The following is a 19,970-nucleotide window of genomic DNA, read 5'->3' on the forward strand; positions in this document are numbered from 1 at the left end:
CTGTATTGCTTAAATCAGAGAGCTCCAGTTCCCTTAGAAAATCACTTATTCCCCAGAATCATACAGTTCTTGAACTTCTTTTACATCTTGAGATTGTATTCCATAATAGGAGCCTGCTGGTTGCATAACCGAAACTTCATTGGTGTGTTCCAAACCAATCGCATGACCTAGTTCATGCTCTGCTGTATGCATGATACGATCATAGCTATAACCATAGTTTGGATTGGATAGATAATAATGATTCAAGCGAACGGTCACTGAAATTAATTGTTTGGTTAGGAGATTTGTCTGACTCTCCGCCTCACCTGCTACAGCTGTCGAACCATCATTCATTTCAGTAGCGAAAATATCGGCCTGGTCCGGTTCGGTTACAAGCTCAAAATTAAAAGCACCAGTCTGGTTCCAGTTGGCAATAGCTTCAAGGTAGGCCTTTTGGAAAGTGGCATCCATTTGAGAATCAATATAGATAGTTGCTTGCGCCTTTGACCATTTTGCTCCTGAATCTTGATGATGATCTGTCTGAGACAAACCTTGCAACGTGCCAGTTTCTTGCCATTGTTGCCAACCTGCTTGGCCGACTTGGACCACTTTGCTAACTTGATTTAAAGTAGCAGGTAAATCACCTGTCACATACCAGAGGATCCCAAAAGTGATGAGAATGAAGAAGATAAGCGTCCATATAAGGCGCCAAAAAATGCGAAAAATCCCTAGTAAAAATCGACATAACACACGAATAATCCAGCCCATAATTGCCCACCTTTCTAAAAAAATAAGAACCCATCTTTAAGCCATGGATTCCCATTCTAAAGATAGATTCTTAATTCTACTAAAACAAACTGAAAGAAAGCTAAAATTAAGACAAGCGTTCTTCCAAAACAAAATCGATTGGCAATGTAGTCAAAAAACGTTCCAATTGCTTTTCCCAATAATACCACTCATGGGTTCCTGCACTATGGCTATAGGTCACATCGAAACCAAGTTTCTTAAGATTTTTAACTGCTAGATTATTGGCAGAATAGAGATAATCTTGTTCGCCACACCAAACCCAGAGTTTAGTCTCCTTGTCTGACTTTTTGGCAAGGGTCTCAAGCGAGTAAGGGCTATTCACCCAATCATTAACTTTGCCAAAAACACCTCGCCAGTAAGCACGCGTTCCTAAATCTTGACTCTCAGGAGAAAACTCCTCGAAGCTAAGTGCTCCAGAAAAGCTAGCGGCATGGGAGAAACGGTCAGTTGACAGTGCTAACTTAAAGGAACCGTAGCCGCCCATTGATAAACCAGCAATGAAGGTTTTATCTCGCTCGTTGGTCATATTGGGGAAGAAGCGTTTGAGCACCTTAGGCAATTCTTCTGCTAGAGCTGTGTAATAGTTATAGCCATACTGAGTATCTGTATACCAGCCGTTACTTGTGTTAGGCATGACAACAATCAGATTGGTCCCACGTAGCAAGCGCTCCACATTGGTTCGCTTGAGCCAGCTATTATGATTTCCTGACATCCCGTGAAGGAGATAAAGAACAGGGATATCTGTTGAATCTGGCTCCTCAACTCGAGACGCATCGGGGTAGAGAACATTTACTCCCCACTCCATACCTAAAACTTCTGAGTAATACTCAATCTTCATTACTGCCATAACTTGCTCCTTATTCGTTTGAGATAAGAAAAAGCCGAAACTCGACTTTCTCTTGCTATTTAATCCTTATTTTGCTTCCATGACTACTGGTAAAATGGCTGGACGACGTTTCGTTTGTTCAAAAAGGAATTTAGCCAAATTGTCACGAACCTTACCTTTAAGATCAGCCCAGTCAAAGTCCTCCCCTTGGAGATAGTCTTCAACTGTTTGGTTCACCAACTCTGTACTTTCGCGCAGAATATCTCGACTCTTCTTGAGATAGACAAAGCCACGTGTATGCACTCGAGCTTTAGCAATGATTTTCTTTTCACGACGGTTAACAGTGATAGCCACGATGAAAATACCATCTTCTGACAAGACCTTGCGGTCACGAAGAACAACATTTCCAACATCCCCAATGGCATTTCCGTCAATCAAGACATCACCTGCAGTAACGGCACCAGATGGAACAAAGTCCCCATGCTCATAAGACATGGTAGTTCCTTTTTTAGGAATAAAGATACGTTCTGGCAACAACCCAACAGCCATAGCAGCCTTGGCATGAGCGTCCAACTCACGGTATTCTCCTTGGATAGGGAAAAGATACTTAGGTTGCAAGAGGTTGATCATCAATTGCAAATCACGCGCATTTCCATGTCCTGATACACGCAAGTTTTGAGTAATCGGTTTAACGATACCACCCGCTTGGTAGACCATATTTTCTACCCGTGCCATGACAGCTTCTTTTGCGATTGATGGTGTTGTAACGATATAAACCAAGTCCCCATCTTTGATTTCAACATAGCGGTGACGACCGATTGACATTTTGCGGAGTCCATTAATCGGTTCACCCATACGACCAGTTTCTAGGATAATCAATTCATGATCCTCAAAACGAGACATGTCTTTTGGTTTGATCAAGAGACTTTCATTTGCTAGTGACAATTTCTTCAAGCGAATGGCTGTACGAACGATATTTTCAATATCGAATCCTGTCAAAACAACGCGGCGACCTGTATCTGCAGCAGCGTCAAAGACCTGTTGAATACGAGAAAGGTTACTTGCAACAGCAGCTACAATGATACGTCCATCCCAATCAGAAATGGTTTGCGTAATTTCATCGCCAACTTCACTTTCACTGGCCACTTGAATATTACTGTCTGCGTTTGCTGAGTCGCTTAGAAGGGCTAAAACTCCTTCGCGACCAATTTCTGCTAAACGACCAAAGTCAGTCGCATATGATTCGCTAGCCGTTTGGTCAAATTTGAAGTCCCCTGTATAAACGATACTTCCTTCAGATGTTTTCAAAACGACACCCAGACTCTCTGGGATAGAGTGAGTTGTGCGGAAGAAGGAAACCTCCGTACCACCAAAGTCGATTTCTGTATTTTCATCAATAACATGGAAATCATCGAATTCTTTAGCACTATCATTTCCTTTAACAAAAAGCTTAGCAAGCTCAATTGTCAACTCTGAACCAAAAACAGGAACTTTCACTTCTGACAAAAGATAAGGAAGAGCTCCAATCGCATCCGCATGTCCGTGCGTTAAAAAGACACCTGCAATACGGTCGCTATTTTCAAACAGATATTCCATATTTGGAATAACGACATCGACACCCAACTGCTCATTTTCAGGATATTTTAAACCTGCATCTAAAACAAAGATAGAATCGTTAATTTCTGCGATGTACATATTTTTCCCGTTTTCACGAACACCGCCCAAAGTTGTTAATTTAATATTGGTCATTTTCCCTCCGAAGTATTACTATAACGTGTTTGTAGAGTCTTCACAACTCTCTTTTTTAAAAAGTCCAATATACTTTTACCCGAATCTTTTCCTCTCATTATACCATTTTTTTACTAATTTTCAAAATGAAGATAGGATTTCAACTAGAGAACATTCACCACTGATAACCGAATCGCTTTGCTTTGTTTTCTCTTTGCGAAATCTCTGTCCGCTATAGGACCTAGGGCCTTACTTCACAAACAGCTACTCGGCAAAAAATCGTAATAAGGAGCTTACTCACAAATAAAAAAAGATTTAGAAGCTCTAAATCTTTTTAATCATCTTTAGTTTGGATAAATGTAAGTAACTTTACCTAAAAATTCATGTGGATTAAAGAAACCACGATAGTTAGCAATTTGTTTTTGACGTCTGTAGTTTGCTTCCAATACCTGGATAGAATTCTCATTTTGTACATCTGTCACATAAGCAACGTGTCCATATTCACCACCGTCCCAAACGGCGATTGCACCTACTACTGGAACATCTCCTACACGATAACCTTGAGCACTAGCATAAATGGCCCAAGTATTAGCATTTCCCCACCAGTTGCTAGCCCAAGGAGCCAATTCTTTTACGCCCCATGTACACTGACCAACAGGATATGAGTTCCCATAGTCTGTCGGAGTATTCACGACAACATCATCATCTGAAGCAGGATTCAAAGTACTAGTCGCCTCAGAAGCCGGAGCACCGTATGAATAAGTAGCCTGAGCTGGACCGCTTACTTCTAACACATCCCCTGGGTGGATCATATCAAAAATGCTTTTCCCGTTATTTGCTGCCAACTCATAAGGATCCATGCCATTTGCAGTAGCAATACCAAAAAATGAATCTCCGTCTTGGACAACGTAAGAAGATGCGCTAACAGTTTGAGCACCTACAGACGCTAAAATAGCGGTGGACGTCAAACCAAGAGTCAGTTTAGCAACTGTTTTTTTCATAATAAATTTCTCCCTTTATTTTGTTTATCATTTCTTATTTGTTGTTTACAAAGAGAATCATACCTGATTTACATGTCAGTTGTTTTAGAATTATGTTGTAGTCATGTTACAAATATGTATACTTTTACTACATAACATTCTAAAGAACAAATAATTTAAAAATTATAAGAGACAACAAAAACTGAGATAGATTATCTCAGCTTCTTTTCTTCTATTTTTCCATTAAAAAGTCATAGATTTCCTGCACCGTACCTAGTGCCATCATTTCTTGATCTTTAACAGTTTGTTTGAGATTTTGATAAATCTGACTTTCAGCGATGTCCCGCTTTGCAGCATCTTTATTTACTTTCATTACACCATTCTCAATTGTAACAAAACCAAGTTCTTCAAAAATCTGAATCATCTTAACTAGTAAGATTTGCTCAATTTTGAGATAGGTTGATAAGTCCTTGAGCTTATAACGAATATCGAATTCTGGAAACTGGTAAATAGTCTTATAGAGCTTAGCAAATTGCTCTCTTGTACCATAACCTGTCAAATAGTATGCTTTAGCGATATCATTTTTAAAGTAAATAGCAGAGAAATCCTGTTCTTGCAACACTTGTTTGAGAAGACTGAGATTCTCGGGAATATTTTTTACAACGATTGCTGGGCTAGAAAGCATTTCTGGTAAATCACTGGTAAAATCTAGGACAGGCACTCCCGCTGGTAGCTCTACACTCTTACTACGGATGTTAAAAAGTTGAACACCATCCACACGGGCATCTACCATCATCAACTGGAGGGTTGTTTGCCCATTCCATTGGTTAACAGAAAGTGTAACTGCCAATTCCAGTTGTTTTACCTGAGAAAACTCTGTAGCCTTTGATCCTTGACCAAAAGCTACTACCTCAAAGCTCTCGGTGCCTTTGGAAATCTTCAATTTTAGATGACTATCTCCCGCTCCCATAGAACGAGCATTTTCAACTTGAAAATCTCGAATATAAAAAACAGGTTTTTGGTTATCCATCCCAAAAGGAGCTAATCGTTCAAAGCTTTTAACCGTCTCTAAACTTAGGCTTTCCAAATCTAATTCTTCATCTAGATATAATGTATTCTTGCCCTTGGCATCTATCCCTTTGTCTTTTACATAGGTTTCTAAAATTTCTGATAAGGCGTCTAGCTGTTCCACTTCAAGTGTCATACCTGCAGCGCCTGCATGCCCACCAAAGGCGATAAAAAGTTCCCGATGCGGATTCAAGGCTTCAAAGATATCGACTGCTTCAATACTTCGAGCACTCCCCTTGGCACGGCCATCTTCAATATTCAGAACAATAACTGTCTGCCCTAATTCTTCCAACAAGCGACCAGCTACAATCCCAAGAACTCCTGGGTTCCAACCTTCCTTGGCCAAAACTTGAACACTTTTGTTAGGGTCTACCAAGCTTTTAGCTTCTTCATAAATGGCTTGAACGATTTCCTTACGTTCCTCATTTTTATCTTGAATCATGAGGGCAATCTCACGTACCTCTTCATCATCAAAGCCAGTTAGTAACTCAATAGCAGGATTAGGATCATCCAAGCGTCCTAGGGCATTTAATCGTGGTGCTAACTGAAAACCAACAGTTTCTTCTGTAAGGTCACTACTAGAAATCCCTGCAATTTCAAATAGTTCTTGGAGGCCTAGTCTCTGGGTATTGCGCAAAACTTCTAGACCATATTGAACCATGATTCGATTTTCATCTGTCAAGCTTACCATATCTGCAATGGTCCCAATAGAAACCAAATCAAGCAACTCAACCTGCACTTCCTCCAAGAGGGCACAAGCTAGTTTAAAAGCCACTCCACAGCCTGCCAAATGTTTAAAAGGATAGTCTGATTCAGGATGCTCCGGATGGACGATTGCATGAGCATCTGGTAAGACTTCTGGTAGAGAATGGTGATCCGTTACAATAACATCTACTCCCATAGACTGGGCCAAGTCAATAGCCTCATGGCCTGCAACTCCATTATCTACGGTTACAATCAAGGATATCCCTTGTTGCTCAATGAAGTACTTGTAGACACTGGCATTAGGACCATAACCATCTGTAAAACGATTAGGAAGATAGACTAAACACTCGGCTCCTAATTGTTCTAATGTTTCTTTAAGGATAGAAGCTGATGTCATCCCATCTGCATCGTAGTCTCCATAAACGAGAATAAATTCACCCTGCTCTATAGCACGACGAATACGATTCACTGCCTTGTCCATATCGTGGAGAAGATAGGGATCATGTAAATCATCTAGACTTGGTGCCAAAAAACGAGTCAAACTATCTTCAGCCTTAATACCACGGCTAAATAATAAACGAGCAGCTTCAGGCCCTAGCCCAGCTTTCTTGGCGATTTTTGTAAAATCCGCATCCTCAACTTGAGGTGCAAATTGCCAATTATAAGTAGGAATAATCAAAATTCATCCACTCTTTCTAACGATTCTATCGTTTTATTATAACATGATTTCAAGTTTTTCTCCTCTTTATTTCCTTAACTCTTTCAATCAAAATCCCAAAAAACTCTGGTCCTTATCAAGCTTAAAAAAGAAGCTAAACACCAGTCGATAACTCTATCCCTTTCCAACAAGACGTAGCCAACATTTTAAAACATCCTCTCTTTATGCTACACTATTGACATGGAACATCATTTTAATCATCGAGCAGAATCTTTCGATTCTCCCAAAAACCAATTTCTAGCAGACCTTGTAAATGCAGAGATCAAGCAACAAGTCTCTGAGCTATCCACCAAATCAATCCTAGATTTTGGAGGAGGAACTGGACTTATCGCTCTTCCTCTAGCCAAACAAGCCAAGTCAGTGACCTTGGTTGACATCGCAGAAAAAATGCTGGATCAAGCTCGTATCAAGGTTGAAAACCAAAAACTTGAAAATCTACACTTGATTCAACAAGACTTAGTGCTTAAGCCATTAGAGCAAAGATTCGATCTCATTATCGTTAGTCGTGTTCTTCATCACATGCCTCATCTTGATTCCAGTCTAGCTATGTTCAAAGAACATTTGACTCTCGGAGGACAACTATTTATCGCTGATTATACCGTACCAGATGCAGAAAACCATGGTTTTATTATTTCGGAACTTGAGGAGACTCTTAAAAATCATGGCTTCTCAGACATTCAGACCCAAATACTTTATAGTTCCGACGATCTTTTCCTTGATAAACCTTCTCAACTATTTCTCACATCGGCGATAAGATAATCACTTCTTAGAACAAGCGCTGAAATAATTCTACTTCATTTTTTCTTCAGTCATCAAGCTTTTCTGTCTACTTCTTTCCAACTATTTCTATTATAGAAACTCTCCTTAAAAAATAAGGAGAGTTTCTTGTTGCCATAAAACAAACATCTAAGAAAACGCTTGCATAATTTTTTACCCCGTGTTATACTAATTTTAAAATAAATTTATAGGAGACTATTGATGAAAAACATATTCCCTCAACGCGAGAAAAAAATGGTTTATAGTATCCGTTCTTTGAAAAACGGAACAGGATCAGTCCTTATCGGAGCGAGCTTTATCCTACTTGCTCTTGCAACTCCTCATGTTGCTGCAGATGAGAACTTATCAAGCACTAGAGAAAATGTAAGCGCTGTTACTGTTAACCCTGTAGAATCAGATTCTATGCCAACTCCAAGTCCTGTTTCTGGCCAAAACAATGAAAACGATTCCCTTAAAACTGAAGAAAAGGCCAAAGAATCTGAAGTAGCTTTAACTACTGAAGATGCTAAAGCTGAGGGTGCTACAACCAATCCTTCTAGTGATAAAGTAGAAAAGAAAGACGAGCCAGCCACAACTTCAGAGGATAAAAAAACTGAAGTAGCTGCAAGTCCAGTTTCAGATGAAAAAACAAAAGTAGAAACTAATTCTGAAACTCCAATCGCAGACAACTACTTCCGCATCCATGTAAAAAAACTCCCAGAAGAAACTAAGGATTCTCAAGGACTTTGGACCTGGGACGATGTCGAAAAACCATCTGAAAATTGGCCAAATGGAGCCCAGTCCTTCAAAGATGCCAAACAAGACGACTATGGCTATTACCTAGATGTCAAACTCAAAAACGAACAAGCCAAGAAAATCAGCTTCCTCATCAATAATAGCAAAGGTGATAACCTTACTGGAGACCGTTCGGTAGAGCGCCTCTCTCCAAAGATGAATGAAGCCTGGCTAGATGAAAGCTACAAAGTATACAACTATCAACCTCAACCAGCTGGAACTGTTCGTGTCAACTATTTCCGCACCGATGGAAATTACGACAAAAAATCACTCTGGTACTGGGGTGATGTCAAAAACCCAAGTAATGGAGAATGGCCTGACGGTACAGACTTTACCGCAACAGGAAAACACGGACGCTACATCGATATTCCGCTCAATGAAGCCGCTAGAGAATTTGGATTTTTACTACTAGACGAAAGCAAGAAAGGCGATGATGTGAAAATCAGAAAAGAAGATTATAAATTCACTGATCTAAAAAATCACAGTCAAATTTTCCTCAAGGATGATGATGAAACGATCTACACCAACCCTTATTACGTGCACGATATTCGTATGACTGGCGCCCAACATGTGGCAAAATCTCGTATCGAAAGTAGTTTCTCTACACTAGTTGGAGCCAAGAAAGAGGATATCATCAAACGTTCAAGTATTACGGACCACCAAGGAAACAAGGTTACTATATCAGATATTGAACTAGATGAAGCTGGTAAGAAAGTGACCTATATCGGCGACTTCTCTGACACTCAACACCCGTACACTGTCAGCTACAATTCAGACCGCTTTACAACTCGTTCTAGCTGGCGTCTCAAAGATGAGACCTACAGTTATGACGGTCCACTCGGTGCTCATCTAAAAAACGATGGTAAACGTGTTGACCTCACTCTTTGGTCTCCAAGTGCCGATAAGGTTTCAGTTGTCGTCTACGACAAGAAAGATCCTGAAAAAGTTGTCGGAACAGTCGCTCTTGAAAAGGGAGAAAAAGGAACCTGGAAACAAACCCTGGATGCAAATTCTGGACTCGGTATCAGCAACTATACTGGCTATTACTACCACTACCAGATCGAGCGCCAAGGTAAAACCGTTCTCGTTCTTGACCCTTATGCCAAATCATTAGCGGCTTGGAACAGTGATCTAGCAAAAAAAGACCCTGCTCATAAAGTTGCTAAAGCTGCCTTTGTGGACCCAGCAAAACTAGGTCCACAAGACTTGACTTATGGTAAGATTCGCAACTTCAAATCGCGTGAAGATGCCGTTATCTATGAGGCACATGTTCGCGACTTCACTTCAGATCCTGCCATCGCAAAAGATTTGACTAAACCATTTGGTACCTTTGAAGCCTTTATCGAAAAACTAGACTACCTCAAAGACTTGGGCGTGACTCATATCCAGCTCCTCCCAGTCTTGTCTTACTATTATGTTAATGAATTGAAAAACCAAGAACGTTTGTCTGCCTATGCTTCAAGCAACAGTAACTACAACTGGGGATATGACCCTCAAAACTACTTCTCATTGACTGGTATGTACTCAAGTAATCCTAAGGACCCAGAAAAACGTATCGCAGAATTTAAAAACCTCATCAACGAGATCCATAAACGTGGCATGGGAGCTATCTTGGATGTGGTCTACAACCATACTGCTAATGTTGACATTTTTGAGGATATTGAGCCAAACTACTATCACTTCATGGATGCTGATGGTTCGCCACGTACTAGCTTTGGTGGTGGTCGTTTAGGAACAACCCACTACATGTCTAAACGTGTCTTGGTAGATTCTATCAAGTATCTGGTTGACACCTACAAAGTGGATGGTTTCCGTTTCGATATGATGGGAGATCATGATGCAGCTTCAATCGAAGAAGCTTACAAGGCTGCACGCGCCCTCAATCCAAACCTTATCATGCTAGGTGAAGGCTGGAGAACCTACACTGGTGATGAAAATACGCCTGTACAACCTGCTGACCAAGATTGGATGAAGAAAACAGATACTGTCGCTGTCTTTTCAGACGACATCCGCAACAACCTCAAGTCTGGCTATCCAAACGAAGGCCAGCCTGCCTTTATCACAGGTGGAAAACGTGATGTCAATACCATTTTTAAAAATCTCATTGCTCAACCAACCAACTTTGAAGCGGACAACCCAGGAGATGTTATTCAGTATATCGCAGCCCACGATAACTTGACCCTCTTTGACATCATTGCCCAATCTATCAAAAAAGACCCAAGTAAGGCCGAAAACTATGCGGAAATCCATCGTCGTTTGCGACTTGGAAACCTCATGGTCTTAACAGCACAAGGAACACCATTTATCCACTCTGGTCAGGAATACGGACGTACCAAACAATTCTTGGACCCAGCCTACAAAACTCCTGTTTCAGAGGATAAGGTTCCAAACAAGTCCCACTTGTTGCGTGATAAAGACGGCAATCCATTTGTCTATCCATACTTCATCCATGACTCTTATGACTCTAGCGATGCTGTCAACAAGTTTGACTGGACTAAGGCAACAGATAAAAAAGCATATCCTGAAAATGTCAAGAGTCGTGACTACATGAAAGGTTTGATTGCCCTTCGTCAATCTACAGATGCCTTCCGACTCAAGAGTCTACAAGATATCAAGGAGCGTGTCCGCCTCATTACTGTCCCAGGACAAAATGGTGTTGAAAAAGAAGACGTGGTCATCGGCTACCAAATTACTGCTCCAAATGGAGATATCTACGCTGTCTTTGTCAATGCAGACGATAAAGAACGTGAATTCACTCTAGGAAGAGACTTTGCCCACTTGAGAAAGGCCGAAGTCTTGGCTGATGAAAACCAAGCAGGACCAGTAGGAATTGCCAACCCGCAAGGTCTCGAATGGACTGAAAAAGGCTTGCAATTGAACGCTCTCACTGCTGTCGTTCTCCGCTTGTCTCAAGGTGGTGCCATTGTCGCTCCAGCTGTTGAAGAAAAGCCAGAATTTGATCTTTCTAGCTTGAAAGTAGAACAAAATCAGGCCCAAAACCTAGCTGTAAATCCTGAAACTCAAGAAACTGTTGTAGAGGCTCTTTCTCAAAAAGTCCTTCCAAACACAGGAACTGAAAACAAATCACCTCTTGCTCTTGCTGGATTCAGCATTCTGTCCCTTCTTGGACTTGGAAGCTTCCTAAAGAAAAAAGAGGAAAAATAAGGCTATAGACTTCAATAAAACAGCACGTCACAAATAATTAATAAAAAAGCAAGAATTAAAAATTCTTGCTTTTTTACATGAGCGAGTTAAAATAGAGACTTTTATGACCAAAGTATTCCCTTATAGGATAAAAGAAGAGCTAGGAATAATAATCCGTAGAAGAACATACAAAGCCACTTCAATTTCACGCACAGAGCTACAAATTCACGGATAAAGGCTGATACAATCCCTATAACAAGATACATCTTCTTCTCCTTTATCTAATTACATTTCATCATAATTAGCAAAAATAAAAAGAGGAACTAAATTCCTCTTAACTTTAAATCCTTGCTTCTGCATCTGCCACCACTTGAGCAAGACTTGTTTGGCTTAATTCTTCTTCCATGGCTTCTTGAATTTTATCTAACTTTTCAACTAAAACCCCATGGATGTTAGCTCCTACTGGACAGTCAGGATTAGGATTATCATGGAAACTAAAGAGTTGTCCAGTCTTTCCAAGGCATTCCACCGCTTGATAAATATCTAAAAGACTAATATCCTCAAGATTTTTGATAATCTCTGCCCCTCCGGTTCCACGCGCGACGGAAATCAATTCTGCTTTTTTCAGTTGGGACAAAGTTTTTCGGATAATAACAGGATTGACTCCAACACTACTAGCTAGAAAATCACTAGTCACCTTGCTTTCCTTCCCTTTTAGGGCAATGATTACCAACATATGTGTCGCAATGGTAAATCGGCTTGAAATTTGCATGCAGTCCTCCTTTATTATCAACAAAGCTCATTCTTCTCTTATATTTATTATATCTCCTAGAGTTGTAATGTCAAGAGTTACGACTAAGCCAGTCGTCCAATTCAACATCATGTCCTTGACTCTGAGCGATTTCGTGCAACAAGTCCTGATTATGGGTATGGTGAATTCCATTGACTAAGCTTTCATAGTACACCTCATAGTAGGGCAATTTCAAATCTCTAGCCAATTGTAATTCTGACTCAACATCATAATTAACACGACGAAAATCTATATCCTTCAAGCCTTTGTCATCAAAATCCAAAATCATATATTGCGCCCGCAAATCCTCACGTAGACTTGCTGATAAAAAGAAGGGTTGCCCAATTGAGCCTGGATTTAAAATGAGTTGTCCCTGACTCCCATAGCGAAGAAATTGCTGGTGAATATGCCCATAAATCGCAATATCACAGTCAGGATTGGTTACCAAACGGTCAAAATCCTCCTGCTTGCCAAGATGGATCAGTTCTCTTCCCCAATTTTTATCCGGCAAATGATGACTTATCCCTACCTTCAGATTTCCAAACTGGCGGTGTGTGTGCATAGGAAATGCCTGTAGAGCTTCAATCTCATCTAGACTAATTTCTTCCATAATATACTGGCATTGGCGCAAGAGGTAGCGATGGCTAGGTCTACTTGTATCTAATTTTCGATGAGCTGCTCGCCATAAACTCTCTTCCCAATTTCCCAGAACTCGAATCGTAATCGGCAAGCCCTCTAATCGTCTGAGAATATTTTTTCGTCCTGTCCCAGGCATGAGAATATCTCCCAAAAGCCAATATTCCTCAGCGCCTGCCTTCTCTGCATCTGCTAAAACAGCTTCTAGTGCTCTTGTATTTCCATGGATATCTGAAAGTACCGCAATTTTTGTCATATGATCCCCTCTTGCCTTCTCTCCTTTAATTATAACACTCTCAAAACCAAAGTCAAAAGCATCTTGTTTGCTATCATTTTTTACTTTACTTTTTTAGTGAAAAGGATTACAATGAAGGTGATAAGAAATGAGGAGGTTTTTGCTATGACACAACGTTACGAAAACATCATGGTAGCAGTCGACGGTTCTAAAGAAGCTGATTTGGCTTTTATCAAAGGAGTTCAGTCAGCATTACGTAACCAGGCTAAATTAACCATTGCGCATGTAATCGATACTCGTGCTCTTCAAAGCATTTCAACATTCGATGCAGAAGTTTACGAAGAGTTACAAGTTGAGGCCCAAGATTTGATGGCAGAATATGAAAAGCGTGCTAGAGACGCTGGTCTTACAGATATTAAAGTTGTCATCGAAATGGGAAATCCTAAAACTCTTTTGGCTAAAACAATCCCTGACCAAGAACACGTTGATTTGATTTTGGTTGGAGCAACAGGGCTTAACGCCTTCGAACGTTTACTTGTCGGATCTTCATCTGAGTATATCCTTCGCCATACAAGCGTTGACCTTCTCGTCGTCCGAGACAAGGATAAAACTTTATAATTAGACTAAAAAAAGGAGCCAATGCGCTCCTTTTTATTGTTTATTTTTTCTTTCTTTATGACGTTCATAAGCTCTAATCTGACGCTCAAGTTCCTTCTTGATAGCTGGTTCTGGAGCATACTTCTCCTCCCAGCCTTCTGGCTTAAGTATCTTGTGAGTAACAGGATCAAACTGTGCCTTGCCATCTGGGAATATTTTACCCATGTTTGCCTGATGGACAATCTCGAATATCCGCTCTGGGTCCACTCCCATCAGTACAAAACTACCATATGTAAAATAGAGGGTGTCAATCAAGGCATCGACTTGTCCAACCAAAGTACTTTCAGCCGGTATTTTTTGAGAAACTTTATCTGCTGATACATCAAGCGCCTGGTGCAAATCTTGTACAGCTTGTTGAAATTCCTCTTCAGAATTGCTTGCAGCACGGACAAATTCAACTAACTCTTCAATCTTAAAGCCGGCGCGATAAGTTGCCCCTTGCAAATCCCAAGCTATTGGTTCTTCTTGAGTTCGCTCGTCCATCATATGATGGAAGGTTTTAACCTTGTTAAAATGATAGTCACGACTGACAAAGACTTTTTCAGAAGACAAAACTCCAAAATATTCCAAAGCCTTGTGAATCCCATCGTTTTGGTTGCTGGCAGTAATATGCTTGGCAACTTCTTTTACGCTGCTACTACCATTTCCCATGGCAACAGACATCCCAACACCAGCCAACATTTCCAAGTCATTATCCGAGTCTCCAAAAGCCATGACTTGGTTGAGATCAAAACCATACTCTTTCCCGACACGACGGATACCCTCTAACTTAGAATTTCCTTGATTGATAATATCGGCCGCGAATGGATTACTTCTGGTAAATTTCAAATGATTTAATACTTCAGCAGCATGGTTTGTCTCCTCAGGCGTCATCAACATAAGCACCTGATAGATCGGCTGATTGATTAAGTCCAACAAATCATCTTCCTTCTGAGGAAGGGCCTTACTGACCATACGATTAAAGGAATGACTAACAGTACGAGTCAAAAATTTAGGTACAAATCGACTAACTAGCTGTGAAAGAGGGCTGAGTCCAAAGGACATAATCCGAGAACCGACAACGTCTTGTCTCGTTCCCATGGCAATCTCTTTTCGATTTTTCTTAGCATAAGAGATGATTTGTCTGAGGCTTCTCTTATCAATAGGGCTAGCAAAAAGAACTCGATCTTTGTTAAAGATATATTGGCCATTGTAGGTCACTGCAAAATCCAGATCCAAATCATCCATCAAATCCTTAACAAAAAAAGGTCCTCGCCCTGTTGCCACCCCAACAAGCACCCCTTGTTCTTTCACAATCTTGATAGCTTCCTTAGTGGACTTCAAAACACTCTTACTGTCATTTACAAGCGTTCCATCAATATCAAAAAACACAGCTTTGACTTCCATTCTATCTCATTCCTTTCTTTTATGATACAATGATTATACCACATTTCAGAAAAAGTGAGTGAATCATGACTAAGAAAATCCTTGTTTTACATACTGGTGGCACTATCTCCATGCAGGCAGATGAATCTGGAGCTGTAAGGACTAGTGCTGATAACCCTATGAATCATATCTCTAATCCTCTCGAAGGTATCGAAGTCCATTCCTTGGATTTTTTAAATTTACCTAGTCCCCATATCAAGCCTAAGCATATGTTAGCCCTCTACAAAAAGATTAAACAAGAGGCATCGTCCTATGATGGTGTTGTCATTACACATGGGACAGATACACTAGAAGAAACGGCTTATTTCCTCGACACCATGGAGGTACCTCATATGCCTATCGTCCTGACAGGTGCCATGAGATCTTCCAATGAACTGGGAAGTGATGGTGTCTACAACTATCTTAGCGCCTTACGCGTTGCGAGTGATGACAAGGCTGCAGATAAGGGTGTCTTGGTCGTTATGAACGATGAAATTCACGCCGCCAAATATGTCACAAAGACGCATACTACTAACGTTAGTACCTTTCAAACACCAACTCATGGACCACTCGGGCTCATTATGAAGCAGGAAATTCTATACTTCAAAACAGCAGAACCTCGTGTTCGTTTTGACCTTGAGAGCATTCAAGGGTTGGTCCCTATTATCCCTGTTTATGCGGGCATGACCGATGAACTTCTCGATTTACTTCCTGTTGACCAACTAGATGGATTAATTATTCAGGCTTTTGGCGCTGGAAATGTACCAAAGGAAACAGCTGAAAAATTAAAGTCTCTCAGTCAAGCAGGACTTCCTATTGCACTAGTCTCACGTTGTTTCAATGGGATTGCAGAACCTGTTTACGCCTACGAAGGCGGTGGTGTTTGTCTTCAGAATGATGGTGTATATTTTGTTAAAGAACTAAACGCTCAAAAAGCACGACTGAAGCTTCTTATCGCAATCAATGCTGGACTTAAGGGCGAACAACTCCAAACATATATGGAAGGATAATAAAAAACCAGGAAATCAGCTAGATTCCTGGTTTTTCATTACTTTTTGCGAGTTGATTTGCGTTCTGTCAAACCGTGAGGGAGAAGGACTTCACGTTCCTCCAATTCTTCCTTATGCATAATTTTAGTCAACATACGCATACTAATCGCACCTAAATCATACAGGGGTTGTGCGATAGTTGTAAGGCTTGGTCGAGTAAAGCGTGCGATTTGAGAATCATCACTCGTAATGATTTCAAAGTCTTCTGGGACTGAAACTCCATGATCAGCCAAGCCGTTCAAGAGACCAGCTGCCAATTCATCACCAGTCACAATCGCTGCAGTTGCTTTTGAAGAAACTAAGCGCTCTGCCAAAGCATAACCATCATCATAGCGATATTTAGATTCAAATACAAGTCCTTCACTATAGTTGACTCCTGCGGCTTTCAAAGCTTCTTTGTAGCCAACCAAGCGAATTTTACCGTTAATATCATCTACCAATGGACCACTCACAAAGGCAATTTTTTTGTTACGCTTCAACAAATGGCGAACAGCATCCGCAGTAGCATTCTTATAGTCAATATTAACACTTGGAAGCTGGTGTTCTACATCCACTGTTCCTGCAAGAACTACAGGGGTACGTGAACGTGAAAACTCTGAGCGAATTTTCTCTGTTAAGTGATAGCCCATAAAGATAATACCATCAACTTGTTTTGAAAAGAGTGTATTCACTACTGCCACTTCTTTTTCATCATCCTCATCACTATTGGCAAGGACGATGTTATATTTGTACATCTCTGCAATATCATCAATCCCTTTTGCTAGCGCAGCAAAATACGTGTTAGTGATATCTGGAATGACAACCCCAACAGTTGTTGTTCGTTTGCTTGCCAAGCCACGAGCTACTGCATTTGGACGATAGTCTAGGCGATCAATCACCTCTAGAACTTTCTTACGAGTGTTTTCTTTGACATTCTTGTTGCCATTGACTACACGACTGACAGTTGCCATTGAAACTCCTGCTTCTCGGGCAACGTCATAAATTGTTACTGTATCATCTGTGTTCATACCGTTTCCTTTCTAATGTTGAAAATTTTGTTTTCATGTTTACACCACTACTAGTTTACCACTAATTGTAAGCATTTTCAAGGATTAATTGAACTTTCTTTGAAAAAATTTCACCGATAATCATATTTTTGTAAATTAGTTTACTTTTCTTGATTTTTAGGCCAGTTTGCAGTATGATAATAAAAAATTAAGTAGGAGGCATGGATGGCTTTTACGGATTCTCATAGACGTTGTGCCAGCTTTGGTGTGGTAACAAATCTTCCAGACGATGTGATTGACTCAATTTGGTACATTATTGATCATTTCTTAAAGCATGTTTTTGAATTAGAAGATGAGTTGGAATTTCAGCTCTTAAACAGTAACGGCTCCATCACCTTCCGTTTTTCAAGTGAGCACCTACCGACTACGATTGACTTCGATTTTAATCATCCCTTTGACCCATTGTACCCACCGAAAGTACTTGTTATGGATATGGACGGTAAGGAAACCATCCTCCTACCTGAAGAAAATGACCTATTTTAAAAACTCTAGTCTTCTGACTAGAGTTTTCTTTTTTTAATAAATAGAACGACTGACCACGATACCACCTGGTTTTTTAAATTCTAAATCAAGATAGTCCTGATAAGTCCCAGGAACGATAAAACCTTGGGGACTAAGGATATCTGTTCCAGCCTCTCCAACAATAGAGTCAGCCAATAGAACACAGTTTGTACTGAGAACAAAGTAGGTTTTAAATTTAGATGATGTGAACTTATAAAGGGTTGCATCAGCCTCGTGTTTCAGCTGATAAGAGTAGGTATGTTTGACCTCTCCTTCCCTTCTTTTCAGTAGTTGTGAACTTGGCTCCCAAGGTATCAAGAGGCCTTCTATCTCTCTCAATCGTTCTTCGATGGCTTTTTTCTGTTGTTCAGACAGGCTTAAACCATAGGCGAATAGGGTTTTCTGGCTTTCTCTCTTACAAAGTTCAATATATTTTTCACGATTGGCCTTAAATAAAACCCCGTCGCCAATTGTACCAAACAAGCGCTCTGAATGTGGGTCATAAGAGCCGTAGGAAATAACCTGACCTTGATAGCAGATATCTACATGACCCATGGCCAAGAAGAAGGATGATTCTGATGTATGGATGAAAATTTCTAAATCAGCTGATTTTTCATTTTTTCTTTCCGAATGCACTTCATTTTCTTCTACCTGATGACTAGATAACCTTTCATTCCATCGTCGTAAGGTGCTGATGGGAATCAAAGCAGTCACGAATATAGGCAGGGTCATTCTCATTCTACGCTTGAGCTTAGGATTGCTTCTCCCTTTTTCAAAAAAGAAACCATCTCTGAGACTACTTGCCCCTAACATAATCAAGTAAAAACCAAGTAAGAGTAATTCAAAATTTGTCGCATCATGAAAAGGGGAAATACTATAGAGACCAAATCCCATCATCCATAAAGCATCAAATAAGTAATTAATCCTCGGATGAATATGATTTTTTCGGTATAGAAACCAGGTAATCAGACTGATTAGGCCTGTAAAAAGCTGATAACTTCCAATGATAATAACCAAGAGATAGAGAGCGATGTCCTGCAAGATGACTGAATCAAATAGGATGACTGCAAGAAAGAGCTTGGCTAGAGTTACAAATATATTTTCTCTCCGGGACTTTTCTTGAAACCATCGTGTCAATAAATGCCAAACGGCAGACAAAGAAAAATAGCCCATTAATAACTGGTAACCTAACCTCGGTACCAACTGCCCAAAACAAATCAGGAGAAGACCAAGGATAATAGCTAGCGCTCCCTCCCCTAGACTTCTCCATTTACTATAAGTTTCAGAAACCTTGGCCATTTTCTTTCTCCAATTGACTATATAAGTGACGAATCGGTTGTCCTAGGACTGGATGGATGAAATGAGGTGCAATTTCCTGCAGCGACTCTAAGACAAAGAGTCGCTCAGCAAGATAAGGATGCGGCAAGATGAGATTATCGTTATAAATGACCTGATCCTCCATAAAAAGCAAGTCCAAATCAATCAAACGAGGTCCCCAATGCACTTCTCTGACCCGTCCCATTTCAGACTCAATAGCTAATAAGTTTTCTAATAAAATTGGAGCCGGCAGCCAAGTTTCGACTTCAACCACCTGATTGGCAAAACTATCTTGTTCTACACCGCCCCAAGGCTCAGTCGTAATTACGCTAGACTGTTTGAGAATACGAATCCCACGAGTACGCATCTTGTCAAGGGCTAGTTCGAGATTAGCCGTCTTATCCCCCATATTGCTACCTAGAGCAATAAAGGCTCTTTGTTTGCGGCGATGGATGGTTACTGAACAGGTGTCTAGTGGTAGATGAATAGGCGCCCATGGTTTTTTGAGTTCCAGTTTAATTTCTTGAACTATTGGATAGGTTTCAAAAGTGCGCTCTACTAGTTTGTAGGCAACTGTTTCAATCAAGTCTTCAGTGGTTTCCTGAAACCAAGTCGTCCATTGCTGACAGAGCTCGCCATAATGGACAGAAGCTTTCAAATCTAAGTCCGTAGCAGCCTTGGTCATATCATAGGATAAGCTTGCATCAATGATAAATTTTTGACCCAGTTCCTTCTCACTCGGGAAAAGACCATGATAGGCAAAAATTTCCAAATCCTTAATGCGCAATTGATCCATAACTAGTCCTTTCTAGAAAAAATCGTTTGAATC

Annotated in this window: 17 protein-coding genes; 5 read left to right on the plus strand and 12 right to left on the minus strand. The window is 40.4% G+C overall.

Annotated elements, in window-relative coordinates:
- Window positions 1-45: 45 nt before the first annotated feature.
- From AB2B47_RS05360 to recJ, 5 genes are all read right to left on the minus strand, one after another.
- Window positions 46-747: a M57 family metalloprotease gene (locus AB2B47_RS05360; RefSeq protein ID WP_320693795.1), complete on the minus strand. Its 702-nt coding sequence runs from the start codon at window positions 745-747 to the stop codon at window positions 46-48.
- 106 nt (window positions 748-853) lie between these two features.
- A complete protein-coding gene (locus tag AB2B47_RS05365; RefSeq protein ID WP_320693796.1) occupies window positions 854-1,633 on the minus strand; it encodes an alpha/beta hydrolase in 780 nt (259 codons plus the stop codon).
- A 66-nt stretch (window positions 1,634-1,699) separates the two neighbouring features.
- Window positions 1,700-3,361 carry a ribonuclease J gene (locus tag AB2B47_RS05370; RefSeq protein ID WP_320693797.1) on the minus strand — a complete coding sequence of 554 codons (1,662 nt, stop codon included), beginning with the start codon at window positions 3,359-3,361 and terminating at the stop codon, window positions 1,700-1,702.
- 323 nt (window positions 3,362-3,684) lie between these two features.
- Window positions 3,685-4,341 (minus strand): COG3942 and LysM peptidoglycan-binding domain-containing protein, encoded by a 657-nt coding sequence (locus AB2B47_RS05375; RefSeq protein ID WP_320693798.1) that lies wholly within the window; start codon window positions 4,339-4,341, stop codon window positions 3,685-3,687.
- 211 nt (window positions 4,342-4,552) lie between these two features.
- Complete coding sequence (gene recJ / locus AB2B47_RS05380) at window positions 4,553-6,772, minus strand: single-stranded-DNA-specific exonuclease RecJ (protein ID WP_320693799.1); 2,220 nt, start codon at window positions 6,770-6,772, stop codon at window positions 4,553-4,555.
- Between the two features lie 219 nt (window positions 6,773-6,991).
- On the opposite strand from recJ, the gene AB2B47_RS05385 reads away from it, so the two are divergent.
- On the plus strand, window positions 6,992-7,570 hold the full coding sequence (locus AB2B47_RS05385) for a class I SAM-dependent DNA methyltransferase (RefSeq protein ID WP_320693800.1): 579 nt from the start codon (window positions 6,992-6,994) through the stop codon (window positions 7,568-7,570).
- Window positions 7,571-7,789: 219 nt separating this feature from the next.
- Window positions 7,790-11,527, plus strand: a complete 3,738-nt coding sequence (locus AB2B47_RS05390) for a pullulanase (RefSeq protein ID WP_320693801.1) — start codon at window positions 7,790-7,792, stop codon at window positions 11,525-11,527.
- A 101-nt stretch (window positions 11,528-11,628) separates the two neighbouring features.
- On the opposite strand, the gene AB2B47_RS05395 is transcribed toward AB2B47_RS05390, so the two are convergent.
- From AB2B47_RS05395 to AB2B47_RS05405, 3 genes are all read right to left on the minus strand, one after another.
- Entirely contained in the window at window positions 11,629-11,772 is a 144-nt protein-coding gene (locus tag AB2B47_RS05395; RefSeq protein ID WP_223333853.1) for a hypothetical protein, read from the minus strand.
- Between the two features lie 74 nt (window positions 11,773-11,846).
- Entirely contained in the window at window positions 11,847-12,278 is a 432-nt protein-coding gene (locus AB2B47_RS05400) for an Rrf2 family transcriptional regulator (RefSeq protein ID WP_320693802.1), read from the minus strand.
- A 70-nt stretch (window positions 12,279-12,348) separates the two neighbouring features.
- Window positions 12,349-13,188 carry a metallophosphoesterase family protein gene (locus AB2B47_RS05405; RefSeq protein WP_320693803.1) on the minus strand — a complete coding sequence of 280 codons (840 nt, stop codon included), beginning with the start codon at window positions 13,186-13,188 and terminating at the stop codon, window positions 12,349-12,351.
- Between the two features lie 144 nt (window positions 13,189-13,332).
- Between AB2B47_RS05405 and AB2B47_RS05410 the strand changes: the two genes are divergently transcribed.
- On the plus strand, window positions 13,333-13,785 hold the full coding sequence (locus tag AB2B47_RS05410; protein ID WP_320693804.1) for a universal stress protein: 453 nt from the start codon (window positions 13,333-13,335) through the stop codon (window positions 13,783-13,785).
- A 33-nt stretch (window positions 13,786-13,818) separates the two neighbouring features.
- Here the strand turns inward: AB2B47_RS05410 and AB2B47_RS05415 are convergent, their stop codons facing one another.
- Complete coding sequence (locus AB2B47_RS05415) at window positions 13,819-15,210, minus strand: Cof-type HAD-IIB family hydrolase (RefSeq protein ID WP_320693805.1); 1,392 nt, start codon at window positions 15,208-15,210, stop codon at window positions 13,819-13,821.
- Between the two features lie 65 nt (window positions 15,211-15,275).
- Here AB2B47_RS05415 and AB2B47_RS05420 point away from each other — a divergent pair, with 65 nt between their 5' ends.
- A complete protein-coding gene (locus AB2B47_RS05420; protein ID WP_320693806.1) occupies window positions 15,276-16,238 on the plus strand; it encodes an asparaginase in 963 nt (320 codons plus the stop codon).
- 38 nt (window positions 16,239-16,276) lie between these two features.
- Here the strand turns inward: AB2B47_RS05420 and ccpA are convergent, their stop codons facing one another.
- A complete protein-coding gene (gene ccpA, locus AB2B47_RS05425) occupies window positions 16,277-17,284 on the minus strand; it encodes a catabolite control protein A (RefSeq protein WP_004251755.1) in 1,008 nt (335 codons plus the stop codon).
- A gap of 204 nt (window positions 17,285-17,488) precedes the next feature.
- Here ccpA and AB2B47_RS05430 point away from each other — a divergent pair, with 204 nt between their 5' ends.
- Complete coding sequence (locus tag AB2B47_RS05430; RefSeq protein WP_004251754.1) at window positions 17,489-17,806, plus strand: DUF960 domain-containing protein; 318 nt, start codon at window positions 17,489-17,491, stop codon at window positions 17,804-17,806.
- Window positions 17,807-17,839: 33 nt separating this feature from the next.
- Here the strand turns inward: AB2B47_RS05430 and AB2B47_RS05435 are convergent, their stop codons facing one another.
- Window positions 17,840-19,123 (minus strand): DUF308 domain-containing protein, encoded by a 1,284-nt coding sequence (locus AB2B47_RS05435; protein ID WP_320693807.1) that lies wholly within the window; start codon window positions 19,121-19,123, stop codon window positions 17,840-17,842.
- Window positions 19,107-19,937, minus strand: coding sequence for a dihydroneopterin aldolase (gene folB, locus AB2B47_RS05440; RefSeq protein ID WP_320693808.1), 831 nt, complete (start codon window positions 19,935-19,937; stop codon window positions 19,107-19,109). The genes AB2B47_RS05435 and folB overlap by 17 nt, the downstream gene beginning before the upstream one ends.
- Between the last annotated feature and the right edge of the window lie 33 nt (window positions 19,938-19,970).

It is taken from the genome of Streptococcus wuxiensis (assembly GCF_040888245.1).
GTDB classification, from domain to species: domain Bacteria; phylum Bacillota; class Bacilli; order Lactobacillales; family Streptococcaceae; genus Streptococcus; species Streptococcus wuxiensis.

Bases quoted from the DNA above. Each gene is read 5' to 3' on its own strand.
- AB2B47_RS05405 (WP_320693803.1), bottom strand. From the start codon at position 13,188: ATGACAAAAATTGCGGTACTTTCAGATATCCATGGAAATACAAGAGCA.
- AB2B47_RS05430 (WP_004251754.1), top strand. From the start codon at position 17,489: ATGGCTTTTACGGATTCTCATAGACGTTGTGCCAGCTTTGGTGTGGTA.
- AB2B47_RS05420 (WP_320693806.1), top strand. From the start codon at position 15,276: ATGACTAAGAAAATCCTTGTTTTACATACTGGTGGCACTATCTCCATG.
- folB (WP_320693808.1), bottom strand. From the start codon at position 19,937: ATGGATCAATTGCGCATTAAGGATTTGGAAATTTTTGCCTATCATGGT.
- AB2B47_RS05375 (WP_320693798.1), bottom strand. From the start codon at position 4,341: ATGAAAAAAACAGTTGCTAAACTGACTCTTGGTTTGACGTCCACCGCT.
- AB2B47_RS05400 (WP_320693802.1), bottom strand. From the start codon at position 12,278: ATGCAAATTTCAAGCCGATTTACCATTGCGACACATATGTTGGTAATC.
- AB2B47_RS05385 (WP_320693800.1), top strand. From the start codon at position 6,992: ATGGAACATCATTTTAATCATCGAGCAGAATCTTTCGATTCTCCCAAA.
- AB2B47_RS05390 (WP_320693801.1), top strand. From the start codon at position 7,790: ATGAAAAACATATTCCCTCAACGCGAGAAAAAAATGGTTTATAGTATC.
- ccpA (WP_004251755.1), bottom strand. From the start codon at position 17,284: ATGAACACAGATGATACAGTAACAATTTATGACGTTGCCCGAGAAGCA.
- AB2B47_RS05365 (WP_320693796.1), bottom strand. From the start codon at position 1,633: ATGGCAGTAATGAAGATTGAGTATTACTCAGAAGTTTTAGGTATGGAG.
- AB2B47_RS05415 (WP_320693805.1), bottom strand. From the start codon at position 15,210: ATGGAAGTCAAAGCTGTGTTTTTTGATATTGATGGAACGCTTGTAAAT.
- AB2B47_RS05370 (WP_320693797.1), bottom strand. From the start codon at position 3,361: ATGACCAATATTAAATTAACAACTTTGGGCGGTGTTCGTGAAAACGGG.
- AB2B47_RS05395 (WP_223333853.1), bottom strand. From the start codon at position 11,772: ATGTATCTTGTTATAGGGATTGTATCAGCCTTTATCCGTGAATTTGTA.
- AB2B47_RS05360 (WP_320693795.1), bottom strand. From the start codon at position 747: ATGGGCTGGATTATTCGTGTGTTATGTCGATTTTTACTAGGGATTTTT.
- AB2B47_RS05435 (WP_320693807.1), bottom strand. From the start codon at position 19,123: ATGGCCAAGGTTTCTGAAACTTATAGTAAATGGAGAAGTCTAGGGGAG.
- AB2B47_RS05410 (WP_320693804.1), top strand. From the start codon at position 13,333: ATGACACAACGTTACGAAAACATCATGGTAGCAGTCGACGGTTCTAAA.